Here is a 15,426-nt window from a genome sequence, read left to right as displayed (position 1 = left end):
GGAACGATGAGAAAAGTGCCGCGACTGCGCAGGGCCGTCGCGCTGGGCGCCACGGTCACCCTCGCCGCAGTGGTCTCCGCCTGCTCCTCCGGCTCATCCGCCGGCGGCGGTTCCAGGACCGTCAACTGGTGGACATGGGACGACAAGCAGGCCGCCGCGTACCAGGTGTGCGCCACTGACTTCGAGAAGGCCCATCCCGGTGTCACGGTGAAGATCTCCCAGTACAACGTGGCGGACTACTTCACCAAGCTGACCGCCGGGTTCGTGGCCGGCAGCGCGCCCGACGCCTTCCAGAACAGCGTCCAGTTCTTCCAGGCGTACGCGTCCCAGCACCAGCTGATGCCGTTGGACGACTTCATCGCCAAGGACAAGTTCGACCTGTCCCGCTTCTCGGTCGGCGTGGAGGCCTGGAAGTTCACCGACGGCAAGCAGTACGCGCTGCCACTGGACTGGGCGGCGACCGGCGTCTACTACAACGCGGACGCGCTGGTCAAGGCCGGGTACAGCAAGAAGGACGTCGAGTCGCTGACCTGGAACCCCGACGACGGCGGCACGCTGGGCAGGATGATCGCCCACCTGACGATCGACGCCAAGGGGCGCCGTGGCGACCAGCCGGGCTTCGACAAGGCGCACGTCAAGACCTACGGCTACGGGCAGGTCGCGGCCAAGGACTTCATCGGCCAGACCACCTGGAGCCCGCTGGTGGACACCACGGGCTGGCGCCTGGGTGACAAACCCACCTGGCCGACGGTGTTCAACTACACCGACCCGCGGTTCGTGAAGACCATGGACTGGATCCGCTCGCTGACGAACAAGGGCTACGCACCGAAGATCGGTGACTTCGCCAACAGTGTCAGTGATGTGGACCTGCTGTCGTCCGGCAAGGTCGCCATGGAGAGCGCCGGCTCGTGGGAGGCCGCGACCTTCGTGAAGATCCCGAACCTGAAGGTCGGCATCGCCCCCACCCCCTACGGCCCCGACGGCCGGACCAGGGCCGTGCTCAGCAACTCCAACGGCAACAACATCTGGGCCGGCACCAAGAACCCGGACCTGACCTGGCAGTGGGTTTCCTACATGGGCTCCGAGTCCTGCCAGTCGAAGGCTTCGCAGACAGGTACATTCTTCCCGTCGATCCCGGCCGCCATGGACTCCTCGGCCAAGGCGCTGGCCGCCAAGGGTGTGGACCTGTCCGTCTTCACCGACATGATGAAGAACAAGGCCCTCTACCCCTCCCCGGTCTACGGCAACGGTGCCGCCCTGCAGGACGCGCTGGAGCCGTTGTTCGAGGCGTACTTCGCGGGTCAGAAGGACGACTCCGTGTTCACGGACATGCGGGACAAGAGCAGGACGCTGCTCGCGAAGAGCTGAACCACCGAAGGCAACCGGTTGTCCGGGCGCCGGACGCGGCCCACGAGCAGGGCCCGTCCGGCGGGCCGGAGCCATGAAAGGACTCTGCATGCCCGACACCACCGCGCGGATCCTGGCCCTGCGCGCGGCCGGCACCTCACTCGTCGTCGAGCTCGCCGAGCCGGTGCCCAGAGTCCTGCACTGGGGAGCCGACCTGGGCGACCTGTCGGAGGCCGGCCTGACTGCGCTCGCCCTGACCGGTGAGCCCGCCGTGCTGAACAACTCCATCGACGTCCCGCGCCGGTTCACCGTCTGGCCCACCGAGGCGGACGGCTGGTCCGGCACCCCCGCCCACCAGGGCCATCTGGCCGGTACCGCCGCCGCACCGCGGCTCAGCCTGGCCGGAGCGTCGTACCGCCCGCAGGCCGAGGGCGGGGAGCTGTCCCTGGACCTCACCGACCCCGGAGCCGGACTCGACGTCACCGTCACCTACCGCCTGGAGCCCTCCGGCGTCCTGGGCGTGCGGACGCGGATCGGCCGCCGGGCGGACGCCGCCCCGGAGCCGTACGACCTCGCGCAGGTCACCACGATGCTGCCGTTGCCCCGCCGGGCCGCGGAGATCCTGGACTTCACCGGCAAGTGGAGCCGGGAGCGCTCCCCGCAGCGCCGCCCGCTCGGCTTCGGGACGTACGCCCGCGAGGTGCGGCGCGGCAAACCCGGCCTGGACTCGCCGTACCTGGTGACGGTCGGCGTGCCGGGGTTCGGTTTCCGCCAGGGCGAGGTGTGGGGGGTGCACCTCGCCTGGAGCGGTGACCAGCGGTATCTGGTCGAGCAGTTGCCGGAGGGCGCGGGCACCCACGCCGCGGTGCTCGGCGGCGGCGAGCTGCTGCGGCCCGGGGAGATCCGGCTCGCCCCCGGTGAGTCGTACATCACGCCGGTGTGCCACTTCACCTGGTCCGATCAGGGCCTGGACGGGCTCGCGGACCGTTTCCACACCCTGCTGCGGGCCCGACCCGCGCATCCGCGCACCCCCCGCCCGCTGATCCTCAACAGCTGGGAGGCGGTGTACTTCGACCACGATCTGGACCGGCTGCTGCGGCTGGCCGACAAGGCCGCCGAGGTCGGTGTCGAGCGTTTCGTACTCGACGACGGCTGGTTCCGCGGGCGCCGCTCGGACAACGCCGGGCTGGGCGACTGGACGGTGGACCCGGTGGTGTGGCCCGAGGGGCTGACGCCGCTGGTGGACCATGTGCGCTCGCTCGGCATGGAGTTCGGGTTGTGGGTCGAGCCGGAGATGGTCAACCTGGACTCCGACCTGGCCAGGGAACACCCCGACTGGGTCCTCGGCCCGGCGCGCGGCGTCGGCCCGTCCTCCCGGCACCAGCACGTCCTGGACCTGGCCAACCCGCAGGTATGGGACTACCTCCTGGGCGCGCTGGACGTCCTGGTGGAGAAGTACGGCATCGCCTATCTGAAGTGGGACCACAACCGGGAGCTCCACGAGGCCGTGCACAGCGGCGCCGACCGCCCGGTCGCGCACGCCCAGGTCCTCGCTCTCTACCGGCTGATCGACGCCCTCAAGGAGCGCCACCCCGGGCTGGAGATCGAGAGCTGCGCCAGCGGCGGCGGCCGGATCGACCTGGGCATTCTGGCCCGCACCGACCGGGTGTGGGCCTCGGACTGCAACGATCCGGTGGAGCGACAGATGATCCAGCGGTGGACGGCGCAACTGCTGCCGCCCGAGCTGGTCGGCGCCCATGTCGGCTCCGGCACCAGCCACACCACCGCCCGGGTCAGCTCCGACGCGTTTCGGCTGACCACGGCCCTGTTCGGGCATGCCGGTATCGAACAGGACATCACCCGGTGCAACCCCGAGGAACTCGGCCGGCTCACCGCCTGGGCCGCGCTCTACCGCGAACTGCGTCCCTTGCTGCACGGCGGCCGCACGGTCCGCGCCGACCTCGCCGGTGACGCCACCCTGCTGCACGGGGTCGTGGCGCACGACGGTGCGGCCGCGCTGTACTGCTGGGCCCGGGTGGCCACCTCGCCCGAGGGGCAGTCCGGGCGGGTGCAGCTGCCCGGACTCGCCGCCGACGCTACCTACCGGGTACGGGTCCGTACCGAGCTGGGGCTGCCGTCCTTCCACCAGACGTCCGGGCCGGCATGGCTGACCGCCGCGCTGGATGACTGGCTGACGCTGCCCGGTGCGGTGCTCACGGTGGCCGGACTGCCCATGCCCAACCTCAACCCGGACCAGGCGCTGCTGCTGGAGGTCCGGCGGAACGACCAGTGACAGGGACGGGTCGTCCGAGGGTGACCCTGGTGACAAGTCTCCCTCGGGCTCTCGACGTGGCGCCGCCCGCAGGGCACAGTGCTGCTCGTACTCGCCAGTACGCTCATGCGCCAACCACGCCGAGCACCGACAGGGAGCGCCCGTGACCAGCTGGGTCGGCCGGACCGCCGCCGAGATCGCCGCCGCCGTACGGGAGAAGCGGGTCACCCCGCGGGAGGTGGTGGCGGAGCACCTCGCGCGGATCGAGGAGCTGGACGGCCGCGTCGGCGCCTTCCGCCGGGTCCGCACGCAGGCGGCGCTCGCCGAGGCCGACGAGGTCGCGGAGCGCGCGGAGCTGGCCGATCTGCCGCTGGCGGGCGTTCCCGTGGCGGTCAAGGACAATCTGGCGGTGCGCGGCGAGTCGACGCGCAACGGCTCGGCCGCCACCCCCGACACGCCCGCCGAACGGGACCATGTCACGGTGGCCCGGCTGCGCGCGGCGGGCGCGGTGGTGGTGGGTCTGACCAACGTGCCGGAGCTGTGCGTCTTCGGCACCACGGAAGGGGTGCACGGGACCGCCCGGAACCCGTGGGACCTGACGCGCACGGCGGGGGGCTCCTCCGGCGGCAGCGCGGCGGCGGTGGCCGCCGGGATGGTGCCGGTCGCGCTCGGCAACGACGGGATGGGGTCGCTGCGCATCCCGGCCGCGAACTGCGGGCTCGTCACCATCAAGCCCGGCCACGGCGTGATCCCCGCGGGCATCGGCAACGGCGACTGGTTCGGCATGTCCGAGAACGGCCCGCTGGCGACGACGGTCGAGGACGCACGGTTGGTGTTCGGCGTTCTGGCGGGGACAGGCGAGGACCAGGCTTCGGGAACCGCGCCGCGCAGGATCGCGTTCTCCCTGCGCAGCCCCCTGCTCGGCGTCACCGTGAGCCGCCCGTACGCGGACGCGGCCCGCGCGGCGGCCGCACTGCTGTCGAGGGCGGGTCACGACGTGCGTCCGGACGAGCCGCCGTACCCCTGGTGGCTGGGCACGACGTCACTGGCGCACTGGACGGCGGGTACGGCGGTGGACGCGGAGGGCCTCGATCCGCAGCGACTGGCCCGGCGTACCCGGGTGCACGCGGCGGTGGGGCGGCGTTTCGTCGGGAGCGTGCGGTCCGGTGACCGCCGCGGGCAACTGCGCCGGCTCCTCGAACCGTTCTTCGCCGCGCACGACGTGCTGCTCACCCCGGCGCTCGCCCGTCGCGGCCCCGTCGCCGATTCCTGGCACGAGCGCGGCTGGCTGCGCAACCTGCTGACGAACACCGCCTACTCCCCCATGACCCCGCCGTGGAACCTCACGGGCTGGCCGGCGATGTCGGTGCCGTTCGACACCCTCCCGAACGGCACGCCCTGCGCGGTGCAGCTGGTGGGACGGCCGGGCTCGGAGCGGGAACTGCTGGCGATGGCGGGCCAGTTGGAGTCCCTGCGGCCCTGGCGGCGCACCGCCCCGCTGGGCCGGGGCGGTGCCACACGCTCCGAGCCGGCCGGTTGAACACCCGTCCTACTGGTTGGACTTCGCGACGCTGATGTCACCAAGCGCCGACTCCGGGTCCCGCTCGATGGCCAGGTCGCCGAGGGACACGATGCCCACGGGCTCCCCGTTCTCGACGACCGGGACACGGCGCACGGAGTGCTCGCGCATCAACCGTACCGCGCGGTCCAGTTCGTCCTCGGGGCTCACGGTGACCAGGTCGCCGCTGCACGCGCGATCCACCGTGGTCTCCCGCGGGTCCGCTCCCTCCGCGACCGTGCGCACCACCAGGTCGCGGTCGCTGACCAGCCCGCGCAGCCGGTCGCCCTCCGTCACGAGGACCGCGCCGATGTTCTGGTCGCGCATCACCTGGGCCACGGTCGCCACCGAGGTCTGCGGTTCGACCGTCACGGGTGCGGCGGTCATGATGTCGCGTACGTGCTGGGCCATCATGTCTCCCTTCGCGCATCGCTGCGGTGGCGGTCACCGCGCTCGGCCGCCGGGTACCCGGCGAACCCGACGCCTCACCCGTCGTTTCGGCCGGTACGCACGGGGTGTTCCGCAGAAGGGCGGCGCACGTCACCACGGCCCGTTTCCTCAGGCCGTCACTGGGGACTCGGTCAACAAGCGCCGTGAGGCCCCGGTGAGACGAGGCCCGGCGCTCGAGGATGCAGAAGGAAGATGAACTGTCGTGACCGTACAGCCAAGTGAGAAGCCCGTCGTCCGCCCGCTCGAGACCGGTTGGGCGCAGGCCCGTCGCCTGCGCGACAACCGCCTGCGCACCTGTGTGCCGGCTGTCGACGACGGGAAGAGGCCCTGGCCGCGCCGCGACCCCGAGGGAAACATCGTCCGGGGCGAGGACTGAGGGCCGAAGAACGACCGGGCCATTTGGCTGCCGCGTACACGCTTCACCGACGAGGGCGTGGGTACCCAGGCGGGGCGAGCGAACGCGAGCGCGCGGCGCTTCCTCCGTGGGCGCGGGAGGGCGTCCCCCTGCCCTGCCCGTTTCGCCGCGTGGACTTCACGCCCGGAAGGCGGCAACCACATGAGCGAGAACCCGGTCAAAGGCATGAAGGACAAGGTGGTCGACGCGCTGCGGGGCGACGGGCAGGCGGACGGCGGCATCCCCGGCAGGCCCGGCGCCGAGCCGCCCGAGGTGGCCGAGCCGACCGAGCCCAGGCCGCCGCTGCCGCCCAAGCCCGACCAGACGACCCCGGTCGCGGTCAGCCCGACCGGCCGCCCCACGGAGGCGGACCCGACGGCGCGCGCCCAAGGCGGCCCCTACCTCACCACCGCGCAGGGCAACCGCCTCCACGACACGGACCACTCCCTGAAGGCCGGTGAGCGCGGGCCTGTCCTGCTCCAGGACCACCATCTGCGCGAGAAGATCACCCACTTCGACCACGAGCGCATCCCCGAGCGGGTCGTCCATGCCCGCGGCGCGGCGGCCCACGGGGTCTTCCAGAGCTACGGCACCGCCGCGAACGTCACCAGGGCTGCCTTCCTCCAGCGGGACGTCGAGACACCGGTGTTCGTACGGTTCTCCACGGTGCTCGGCTCCCGGGGGTCGGCCGACACCGTGCGTGACACCCGGGGTTTCGCGACCAAGTTCTACACCGGCGAGGGCGTCTTCGACCTGGTCGGCAACAACATCCCGGTGTTCTTCATCCAGGACGCGATCAAGTTCCCGGACGTCGTCCACGCCGCGAAGCCGCACCCCGACCGGGAGATCCCGCAGGCGCAGAGCGCGCACGACACGTTCTGGGACTTCGTGACCCTGCACACCGAGGCCACGTTCCACACGATGTGGAACATGTCCGACCGGGGCATTCCGCGCTCGTTTCGGATGATGGAGGGCTTCGGCGTCCACACCTTCCGGCTGGTCGACGCCGAGGGCGCCACGACACTGGTGAAGTTCCACTGGAAGCCGAGGCTCGGCGTGCACTCCCTGGTGTGGGAGGAGGCCCAGCTCATCGGCGGTACGGACCCGGACTTCCACCGGCGCGACCTGGCCGACGCGATCGAGGCGGGCGCGTATCCCCAGTGGGAGCTGGGCATCCAGACCTTCCCGGACACCCCCGAACAGACCTTCGGGGGCATCGATCTGCTGGACCCGACGAACATCGTCCCCGAGGAACTGGCCCCGGTGCAGCCGGTCGGTCTGCTCACCCTCAACGCCAACCCGTCGAACTTCTTCGCCGAGACCGAACAGGTCGCCTTCCACCCCGGCCATCTCGTGCCCGGTATCGACATCACCGACGACCCGCTGCTGGCCGGCCGCCTCTTCTCCTACCTGGACACCCAGATCACCCGCCTGGGCGGACCCAACTTCGCGCAGATCCCGGTGAACCGCCCGCACGCCCCGGTGAACGACATGCTGCGCGACGGCATGCACCAGACCGCCGTGCACACCGGGGTGGCCCCCTACCGGCCCAACTCCCTCGACGGCGGCTGCCCGTTCGTCGCGGGCACGGGCGACCTCGGGGGCGCCGGCGACCACGCGTACGTCGAGGCTCCGGTGCGGATACCCGAGGCGACGAAGTCCCGTACGGCGCCGGCGTCCTTCGCGGACCACTTCACCCAGCCGAGGATGTTCTGGCTGAGCCTGAGCCCGGTGGAGCGGGAACACCTGGTCGCCGCCTACACCTTCGAACTCGGCAAATGCTACGAACAGGCCGTCAAGGAACGAGGGCTGCGGGTACTGGCCAACATCGACCCCGAGCTGTGCGAACAGGTCGCCGTCGGCCTCGGTCTGCCCGCGCCCGAGGCCGGCGTGCCGATCGTCGCGGTCGACCCCAGTCCCGCCCTGTCGCAGGTGGGCCGGACCTGGCCGCTGGACGGGCGCATCATCGGTGTCGTCACCGACGGCGGCACCGACCTGGACGGTCTGCGCACGGTGCGGGAGGCGGTGTTCACCGCGGGCATGGTGCCGCTGGTCATCGCTCCCACCGGCGGAAAGCTCGACCCGGAGGGCGAGCCCATCACCGTCCAGCGCAGCTTCGCCACCGCCCGGTCCGTCGAGTACGACGCCGTGCTGGTGGCCGGCGCTCCGGCGCCCGCCCCCGACGCGTACGGCGCACGCGACGCGAAGGCCGGGGAGCCCGGAGCCGACGGCAGCGTCGATCCCCGGGTGCTGCTGATGCTGGCGGAGGCCTTCCGGCACGGCAAGGCGATCGGCGGCTGGGCCGGCGCCGAGGCCGCGCTCCAGGCGGCCGGTGTGCCCACGGACGCTCCCGGAGTGGTGACCGCCCAGACCGGTTCCGACGCGCTGCAGCAGATCACCGGGCTGCTGACGAAGCACCGTGTCTGGGAGCGGTTCGCCTCCCGCGTGTGACCGCGGTCGGCCCCCACGTCGGTGTGTCGAACCGGGCGCCCCGGGGACTCGGACCGGGAGCCCGGTACTCGGAACACCGGTGCGATCCCGCCATGCGACAGGACCGGAGGAGCAGAACATGCGAGCACTGACCTGGCAGGGCCGACGCGATGTCCGCGTGGAGACCGTCCCGGACCCCCGGATCGAGAAGCCCGGCGACGTCATCGTCAGGGTCACGTCCAGCGGGATCTGCGGTTCCGACCTCCACCTGTACGAACTCTTCGGTCCCTACATCGACCCGGGCGACGTCCTGGGCCACGAACCCATGGGCATCGTGGAGGAGGTCGGGCCGCAGGTTCGCACACTCGGGCCGGGCGACCGGGTGGTCATCCCGTTCAACGTCTCATGCCGTGACTGTTTCATGTGCAACCAGGGCCTGCACTCGCAGTGCGAGACGACCCAGGTCCGCGAGCGCGGCACCGGCGCCGCCCTGTTCGGGTACACCAAGCTGTACGGACAGGTGCCGGGCGGGCAGGCGGAGCTGATGCGGGTGCCGTTCGGCGACAGGCTGCCCATCAAGGTGCCCGAGGGGCCGCCGGACGACCGGTATGTGTACCTGTCCGACGTGCTGCCGACCGCGTGGCAGGCGGTGGAGTACGCGGCGGTGCCCGAGGGCGGCAGCGTGGCCGTCCTGGGCCTCGGGCCCATCGGCGACATGTGCACCCGGATCGCCCGGCACCGGGGCGCCGGTCTGGTCATCGGCGTGGACCTGGTGGACGAGCGGCTGGAGCGCGCCGCGGCGCACGGGGTCACCTGCTTCGACCTCCGCCGGCACAGCGGCGAGGACCTGACCGAGGCCGTGCGGGAGCTGACCGGCGGGCGGGGACCGGACAGCGTGATCGACGCCGTCGGCATGGAGGCGCACGGCGCGCCGTTCGCCAAGGCCGCGCAGTGGCTGACCGGTCATCTGCCCGACGCGGTGGCGCAACCGCTGATGGAGCACGCCGGAGTGGACCGGCTCGGGGCCCTGCACACGGCCATCGACCTGGTACGCCGCGGCGGCACCCTGTCCGTCTCCGGGGTGTACGGCGGGGCCGCGAGCCCCATGCCCCTGTTGACCATGTTCGACAAGCAGGTCCAGGTGCGCATGGGCCAGGCGAACGTCTGGAACTGGGTGGAGGACATCCTGCCCCTGCTCACGGACGAGGACCCTCTCGGCGTGGACGGCTTCAAGACGCACGCCATGCCGCTCGAGGACGGCCCCAAGGCGTACGCGATGTTCCAGGCCAAGGAGGACGGCATGGTCAAGACCCTGCTCAAGCCGTGACCGTGGTGAGGACCGAGCCCGAGGTGATGTACCCATGCCGACGAAGGAACTGTCGACCGAGGACCTGCGTGACATCGCCGAGAAGCTGACCGCAGAGGCGGACGCGCTGCGCGTGGAGCTCGCGGCGGCCGAGGCGCAGATGTCCGCCCTGTCCGCGGACTGCGACCTGGACGCGGGCGACGCCAGCGCGAAGACGGCCGCCCTCGAGAGCCTGCGCACGGACACCGAGCGCGCCCGGACGCTGCTCGACCGGATCCTCACCACCCTGTCCCGGGTGGGGGCCCCCGGCTTCGGCCGGTGCACGGCCTGCGGTGGCGAGATCGGCCGCGACCGTCTGCTGGCGGTACCGCACACGGACCTCTGCATCGCCTGCGCACGGACGGGGACGGACGCCGGGCTGTGAAGCCGGCGTCCGCCCGAAGCCGGGCCCGTCCGCCCGAAGCCGGGCCCGTCCGCCCGAAGCCGGGCCCGGTCAGACGTCCCGCTGCTCCAGCGGCCGTACGGCCGGGCCCTGCAGGACGCGTCCGTCGACGTCGAAGCGGGAACCGTGGCAGGGGCACTCCCAGGCCTGCTCGGTGCGGTTGAACGCGACGAGGCAGCCCAGGTGGGTGCAGCGCGCCGACACGGCGTGCAGCTGCCCCGAGTCGTCCCGCGACACGGCGCACACATGGCCGCCGACGCGCAGCACCGCGCCCTCTCCCGGGGCGACGTCGTCGACCGAGCCGCCGCCGATGAACGGTGCCAGACGGTCACCCACGAAGTGCTGCGTGACCTTCGCCTGGTACCTGAGGAAGGCGGGCGCCTCCCTCAGGACCGTGCCGACCCGGCGCGGGTCGTACAACCGCGCCCACGGCGGCTCGCGCCCGTCGATCAGCGCGGACAGCAGGAGACCCGCCATGACGCCCCCGCTGAGTCCCCAGCCGCCGAAGCCCGTGGCGACGTAGGTGTGGTGGCTCGCCGGGTGCAGGGGCCCTACGAGCGGCACGGTGTCCGAGGAGTCGTTGTCCTGGGTGGCCCAGCGGTGCCTGAACTCCAGGGGCCCGAAGTGCTCGGTGGCCCAGTCGGCCAGTCGGGTGAGGTGGTCCCCGGTGTCGGAGGTACCCGGCGTGAAGTGCTCGCCGGTAACGATCAACAGACGCATGCCGTCCTGGTAGGGCGTGGTGCGGATCGACCGCGTGTTCTCCTCGGGAGTGATGTACATGCCCTGCGGCGCACGTCCGGCCTCGATCGGTGCCGTCAGCACGACCTCGCGGCGCGGCGAGAGCCGGGCGAAGAGCATCGCGCGGTCGAAGATCGGGTAATGGGTGGCCACCACGACGTCCCGTGCCGTGACCGTGTGCCCGGCCTCGGTGGTCAGGCGGCAGGGCTCGCCTTCGTGCAGTCCGACCACGCGGGTGTGCTCGTACAACTGCCCGCCACCGCGCTCCAGCGCCTCGGCGAGCGCGAGGAGGTACTTGCGCGGGTGGAACTGCACCTGGTCGGCCACCCTCACCGCGCCCGCCACGGGAAAGGGCAGATCCGTGTCGGTGACGAACTCGGCGGGCAGCCCCGCCTCCCGCGCGGCCTCCGCCTCGGTGCGCAGCTCGGACACGCGGTCGTGGTCCGTCGCGTAGGTGAACGCCGGTGCGGTCTCCCAGTCGCAGTCGATGCCGAGTTCGTCCACCAGCTCGGCGGCGCGGCCGATCGCCTCCAGCTGGGAGCGGCCGTACAGTCGCGCGCCGTCGGCGCCCCGGGTGCGGCGCAGTCGCTGGTAGACGAGGGAGTGCAGCGCGGAGAGCTTGGCGGTCGTGTACCCGGTGACGCCCTCGGCGAGGCGTCCGGCCTCCAGCACGGCGACGCTGCGGCCGCCGCGCGCCACCTCCCAGGCGGTGCTCAGGCCCGCCACCCCGCCTCCGACGACGGCCACGTCGACGGTGATGTCCTCGGTGAGGGCGGGCCGGGGAACTCCGGGTGCCGTTTCGATCCAGTACGACGTCTGCGTGCCGGTGTGGTCACTCATGGCGCACCGAGTTCCCCGGGACGGGTCGTCGAAGCGCGGCCGGTCAGGGCAGCGGCGTGCCGCCCGTGGCGTTGACGATCTCGGCGGTGATGTAGCTCGCGTGCTGCGAGGCGAGGAAGACGTACGCGGGAGCGATCTCGGCCGGCTGGGCGGGCCTGCCCAAAGGTGCCTGCTTGCCGAAGTTGGTGGTGTCCGGGAGCGTCGCCGGGATCAGCGGGGTCCACACGGGCCCCGGGGCCACCGCGTTCACCCGGATGCCGTCGGAGGCGACCATCTGCGCCAGGCCCTGCGTGAAGGTGACGATGGCGCCCTTGGTCGTGGCGTAGTCGAGCAGGTGCGGACTGGGCTTGTACGCCTGGACGGACGTGGTGTTGATGATCGATCCGCCGGGCGGGATGTGCGGCAGCGCCTTCTTGCACAGCCAGAACATCCCGTAGAGGTTCGTCCGCATCACCCGGTCGAACTGCTCGGTGGTGATGGCCTGGATGCCGTCGGACTGGGCCATCTGGTACGCGGCGTTGTTGACCAGGACGTCGATGCGCCCGAACTCGGAGAGCGCCCGTTCGATCAGCCGGTCGCACTGCTCCTCGTCACGGATGTCGCAGGACACCGGGACCGCCTTGCGGCCCGCGTCCTCGACCAGACGCGCCGTCTCACGGGCCTCGCCGCTCTCCTGCTCCAGATGGGTGAACAGGACGTCCGCGCCCTCCCGCGCGTAGGCGAGTGCGACGGCGCGTCCGATCCCGGAGTCGCCGCCGGTGATGACGGCCTTCCGGTCCGTGAGGAGGCCGCTGCCGCGGTAGGAGTCCTCCCCGTGGTCCGGCGGCGGGTCCATCGGGCCGGTCCAGCCCGGGTGCGGCTGGTCCTGCTGGGGGAATTCCGGTTGGGGATGCTGCTGTCCGGGGTGCTGAGGTGCGTTGTCGTTCACGGTGCGTCGAGTCCCCCCACCGGGCGGGATCGACACATGCCCGGCCGCTTCGAACCAGACACATCGAACACACCATTCACGGACAGCCGTTCGGTTGAGAGTGTCCCTACAGCCCGGGTCCCTATAGCGCCCGGTACATGACGTGCAGCCCCACCCTCCCGAACCGGGGGTGGTCGTACGCGTCCGGAACGGTGCCCACGATCGCGAAACCGAGGGACGTCCACAGCGCCACCGCGGGGTTCGTCTCGACGACCGCGTTGAACACCATGCCCCGGTAGCCCTGGACCTTGGCCGCGGCCAGGATGTACTCGGCGAGAGCCCGGCCGATGCCCTGTCCCGCGTGGTCGGGGTCCACCATGAAACCGGCGTTGGCGATACCGGCCGCGGGGCCGCCGTAGTTGGGCGTCACGTAGGCCGAGCCGACGACCGCTCCGGAGTCGTCCTCCGCGACGTACACACATTTGGCCGGCGCCATCCACAGGGCGCGGGCCACCTCCTCGGAGGTGTCCGGGTCCCAGGTGTAGGTCTCCCCGGCGGCGACGATCCGGTGCCAGAACGGCCAGATGCGCGGCCAGTCGCCGACCGCGGCTTCTCTGATCAGCATGGGCGTGAGTCTGACACGCCCATGCCGTCAGTGATCATGACGGGTCCTACGGATCAGTCCACGCTGGGCAGGATGTGCGGCTCGGCGAGGTCGTCCTCGTAACCGGCCAGCCGGATGGGCGCGGAACGGGCCCACACGTCCAAGCTGCCGAGCTTCTTCTCGATACGACGACCCCCGCGCTCCAGGCGTTCCTTGGGGCGCTGTTCGTGATGCGTCTTCTCCGGTGTCACCGCGCACTCCTTATGTGTCGGGTAACCCTCAGGACGTTCCGGTCCAGTGTGCCGCTGTGCCCTCGACGTCCGGTCGGGTATGAGTTCAGAAAGGTCGGACGCGGTGGCGCCGGCAACTCGTACGAGGGCAGGCCGTGGTGACCGACCTGTCCCGGGACGGACCGTGGGTGTGGGTAGGACCCCAAAGGCTGTCCGTACACCTCAGGTTAACCAAATGAGCGGACTCCCGCTCGATGGGGCTGAAACAACCGTGTAACTGTCTTGAGTCGTACAGCTCCATGCGGCCAGGTTTTCCACCGTTTCAGCCGTGTTCAGCATGGTTCGCGGCCACCCGTTCGGTCCCCTCCTCGAACCGCTGACCGGTACGGCAGGTGTACGGACCGGCGCGCACGGTGCTCAGTTCAGGTCCCGTTGGCCGGTACGCAAGCTCACCCTGATCTGCTGACGGCCGGCAACGGCTTTTCTCGCGGGAGGACTGACGCATGGAGCTGCGCAGCGTCGAGGAGCTGATGGACCTGCTGCACGCCTGCCGGGGCGCGCGGAACACCCCCGGCGGCAGCGGACGGCCGGTCGACGTGCACGAACACGCCTTGCAGACCGCCGCCCTGCTGCGCCGAAGTCACCCCGCGGACAAGGAACTCCAGGTGGCCGGGCTGGTGCATGGCATCGGCCGGCTGCTGGGGCGGGGCGACGGCGCCGGGCGCGCCGACCTCGCGGCCGACGCGGTACGGCCGCTGCTCGGCGAAAGGATCTCCCGTCTCGTACGCCTGCAGGGGCAGGACGGGCCGCTCACGCCCGCGGAGGCCGCCGAGTTCGAAGGCGACCCGCTGGCCGGCGACGCCGTCATCCTGCGGCAGGCGAACGAGGCGGCCGAGGTGGCGGGCCTGGACGCGGGCGTGCTGGAGGACTGGCGGACGGTGCTGGAACTCGTGGCGGCACGACACGCCCGCCTGGAGGCCGTGGACTGAACGCGACACGCTGCCGGGGGCGCGCCGTCTGTGGGCAGTCCTGGCCTTTGTCGCCATCGGCTCCGGTCCGCACGGGCGCCATGCCGTGCCCTCATGGCGGCCTCGTACTCCTGGGCGCAGGGCGTCAAGCGGCCAGCGCACCGGGCGCGTAGAAGTGGGCGCGGACACGGCGCAGCCATGCCTCGACGGCCGTCTCGTCGGGCCGTTCCGGCAGCGCGGCGCGTGCCTCGCCGAAGGCGTCCTCGTAGAAGCGGAGCAGGGGCAGAGCGACCGTCGGGTCGGTGGCCACGCGCTCGCCGAACTCGTGGTACTCCTGCGGGTTCGCCACGCGGAGGGTCAGGCGCCCGGTGGTGTACAGCTCCAGGCCCTGGTGGCAGAGCCGCTTGAGGTGGCGGGCGTGTTTGGCGGTGCGTCTGCGGGTGTCGGCGGAGAAGGAGCCGTCCCCCCGGGACTCCAGGCGACGGAACTGCCGAGTGGCGTAGCCGAGATAGGCGTCACGGACGCGCTTGGCACACAGGAAGGACGTCCGGATGCCGATCAGCTCGTCGCCGAGCGCGGTGCGCACCTCGTACAACTCGTCCGGGAGCCACACCAGTTCCATCGCGGTCGGATTGCCGCCGAGCGCGAGCCGGCACCACTTCGCGGCCTCGTGCAGGGTGCGGTCCGGGGCGGTGGAGACATGGGACTCCTTGGGCGGGTGCAGTCCGTGCAGCCGCTCCGTGGGCGCCGCGAACAGGCCGAGCCGGTCGACGTCGGAGCCCTCGTGGGCGAGCCCGTACGCGGTGGACCCGACGATGCCGGACAGCAGGACGTTCGGGACGGTCACGGTCGCCGCCTTCCCTGGTTCTCACGCTGCGCCGGGGCGGCAGCAGTCAGTGGGGACTCAAGTCATGGCGGGACGTTAACCGCCGGGGCGGGA

The 15,426-nt window shown here is 71.5% G+C and carries 14 protein-coding genes; 8 read left to right on the top strand and 6 right to left on the bottom strand.

Features of this window, described 5'->3' with window-relative positions; genetic code table 11:
- The first annotated feature begins 6 nt into the window (after positions 1–6).
- The 3 genes from ACZ7L1_RS27130 (at position 7) to ACZ7L1_RS27120 (ending at position 5,159) form a co-directional block, all read left to right on the top strand.
- A complete protein-coding gene (locus ACZ7L1_RS27130) occupies positions 7–1,368 on the top strand; it encodes an ABC transporter substrate-binding protein (RefSeq protein ID WP_471440625.1) in 1,362 nt (453 codons plus the stop codon).
- Positions 1,369–1,456: 88 nt separating this feature from the next.
- Positions 1,457–3,640: an alpha-galactosidase gene (locus tag ACZ7L1_RS27125; RefSeq protein WP_471440624.1), complete on the top strand. Its 2,184-nt coding sequence runs from the start codon at positions 1,457–1,459 to the stop codon at positions 3,638–3,640.
- A 142-nt stretch (positions 3,641–3,782) separates the two neighbouring features.
- Positions 3,783–5,159, top strand: a complete 1,377-nt coding sequence (locus tag ACZ7L1_RS27120; RefSeq protein ID WP_471440623.1) for an amidase — start codon at positions 3,783–3,785, stop codon at positions 5,157–5,159.
- A gap of 9 nt (positions 5,160–5,168) precedes the next feature.
- On the opposite strand, the gene ACZ7L1_RS27115 is transcribed toward ACZ7L1_RS27120, so the two are convergent.
- Positions 5,169–5,588: a CBS domain-containing protein gene (locus ACZ7L1_RS27115; RefSeq protein ID WP_471440685.1), complete on the bottom strand. Its 420-nt coding sequence runs from the start codon at positions 5,586–5,588 to the stop codon at positions 5,169–5,171.
- Positions 5,589–5,829: 241 nt separating this feature from the next.
- Here ACZ7L1_RS27115 and ACZ7L1_RS27110 point away from each other — a divergent pair, with 241 nt between their 5' ends.
- The 4 genes from ACZ7L1_RS27110 to ACZ7L1_RS27095 all read left to right on the top strand — a co-directional run bounded on the left by ACZ7L1_RS27110 (position 5,830) and on the right by ACZ7L1_RS27095 (position 10,181).
- Entirely contained in the window at positions 5,830–6,003 is a 174-nt protein-coding gene (locus ACZ7L1_RS27110) for a hypothetical protein (protein WP_471440622.1), read from the top strand.
- 180 nt (positions 6,004–6,183) lie between these two features.
- The gene (locus ACZ7L1_RS27105; RefSeq protein ID WP_471440621.1) at positions 6,184–8,472 is read left to right on the top strand and encodes a catalase; all 2,289 of its coding nucleotides are present in this window, start codon (positions 6,184–6,186) and stop codon (positions 8,470–8,472) included.
- Between the two features lie 118 nt (positions 8,473–8,590).
- Positions 8,591–9,778 (top strand): alcohol dehydrogenase catalytic domain-containing protein, encoded by a 1,188-nt coding sequence (locus tag ACZ7L1_RS27100; RefSeq protein WP_471440620.1) that lies wholly within the window; start codon positions 8,591–8,593, stop codon positions 9,776–9,778.
- Between the two features lie 34 nt (positions 9,779–9,812).
- Complete coding sequence (locus tag ACZ7L1_RS27095; protein WP_471440619.1) at positions 9,813–10,181, top strand: TraR/DksA family transcriptional regulator; 369 nt, start codon at positions 9,813–9,815, stop codon at positions 10,179–10,181.
- A gap of 69 nt (positions 10,182–10,250) precedes the next feature.
- On the opposite strand, the gene ACZ7L1_RS27090 is transcribed toward ACZ7L1_RS27095, so the two are convergent.
- The 4 genes from ACZ7L1_RS27090 to ACZ7L1_RS27075 all read right to left on the bottom strand — a co-directional run bounded on the left by ACZ7L1_RS27090 (position 10,251) and on the right by ACZ7L1_RS27075 (position 13,539).
- Positions 10,251–11,777: an FAD-dependent oxidoreductase gene (locus ACZ7L1_RS27090; protein WP_471440618.1), complete on the bottom strand. Its 1,527-nt coding sequence runs from the start codon at positions 11,775–11,777 to the stop codon at positions 10,251–10,253.
- Positions 11,778–11,820: 43 nt separating this feature from the next.
- Positions 11,821–12,705 carry an SDR family oxidoreductase gene (locus ACZ7L1_RS27085; protein WP_471440617.1) on the bottom strand — a complete coding sequence of 295 codons (885 nt, stop codon included), beginning with the start codon at positions 12,703–12,705 and terminating at the stop codon, positions 11,821–11,823.
- Positions 12,706–12,826: 121 nt separating this feature from the next.
- On the bottom strand, positions 12,827–13,309 hold the full coding sequence (locus ACZ7L1_RS27080) for a GNAT family N-acetyltransferase (RefSeq protein WP_471440616.1): 483 nt from the start codon (positions 13,307–13,309) through the stop codon (positions 12,827–12,829).
- Between the two features lie 53 nt (positions 13,310–13,362).
- Positions 13,363–13,539, bottom strand: coding sequence for a hypothetical protein (locus ACZ7L1_RS27075; protein WP_471440615.1), 177 nt, complete (start codon positions 13,537–13,539; stop codon positions 13,363–13,365).
- Positions 13,540–14,021: 482 nt separating this feature from the next.
- Between ACZ7L1_RS27075 and ACZ7L1_RS27070 the strand changes: the two genes are divergently transcribed.
- Complete coding sequence (locus tag ACZ7L1_RS27070) at positions 14,022–14,507, top strand: hypothetical protein (protein ID WP_471440614.1); 486 nt, start codon at positions 14,022–14,024, stop codon at positions 14,505–14,507.
- Positions 14,508–14,631: 124 nt separating this feature from the next.
- On the opposite strand, the gene ACZ7L1_RS27065 is transcribed toward ACZ7L1_RS27070, so the two are convergent.
- Positions 14,632–15,333: a nucleotidyltransferase domain-containing protein gene (locus ACZ7L1_RS27065; protein WP_471440613.1), complete on the bottom strand. Its 702-nt coding sequence runs from the start codon at positions 15,331–15,333 to the stop codon at positions 14,632–14,634.
- Positions 15,334–15,426 lie beyond the last annotated feature (93 nt).

The sequence above is a fragment of the Streptomyces sp. NPDC107546 genome, from assembly GCF_055639175.1.
The sequence above is the reverse complement of the archived record's forward strand: the minus strand, read 5'-3'. Positions and strand labels throughout refer to the sequence as shown.

What these genes read in the sequence shown, in the direction of transcription:
- ACZ7L1_RS27115 (WP_471440685.1), bottom strand. Translation starts at nt 5,588, where the DNA reads ATGGCCCAGCACGTACGCGACATCATGACCGCCGCACCCGTGACGGTC.
- ACZ7L1_RS27100 (WP_471440620.1), top strand. Translation starts at nt 8,591, where the DNA reads ATGCGAGCACTGACCTGGCAGGGCCGACGCGATGTCCGCGTGGAGACC.
- ACZ7L1_RS27095 (WP_471440619.1), top strand. Translation starts at nt 9,813, where the DNA reads ATGCCGACGAAGGAACTGTCGACCGAGGACCTGCGTGACATCGCCGAG.
- ACZ7L1_RS27090 (WP_471440618.1), bottom strand. Translation starts at nt 11,777, where the DNA reads ATGAGTGACCACACCGGCACGCAGACGTCGTACTGGATCGAAACGGCA.
- ACZ7L1_RS27125 (WP_471440624.1), top strand. Translation starts at nt 1,457, where the DNA reads ATGCCCGACACCACCGCGCGGATCCTGGCCCTGCGCGCGGCCGGCACC.
- ACZ7L1_RS27105 (WP_471440621.1), top strand. Translation starts at nt 6,184, where the DNA reads ATGAGCGAGAACCCGGTCAAAGGCATGAAGGACAAGGTGGTCGACGCG.
- ACZ7L1_RS27130 (WP_471440625.1), top strand. Translation starts at nt 7, where the DNA reads ATGAGAAAAGTGCCGCGACTGCGCAGGGCCGTCGCGCTGGGCGCCACG.
- ACZ7L1_RS27070 (WP_471440614.1), top strand. Translation starts at nt 14,022, where the DNA reads ATGGAGCTGCGCAGCGTCGAGGAGCTGATGGACCTGCTGCACGCCTGC.
- ACZ7L1_RS27080 (WP_471440616.1), bottom strand. Translation starts at nt 13,309, where the DNA reads ATGCTGATCAGAGAAGCCGCGGTCGGCGACTGGCCGCGCATCTGGCCG.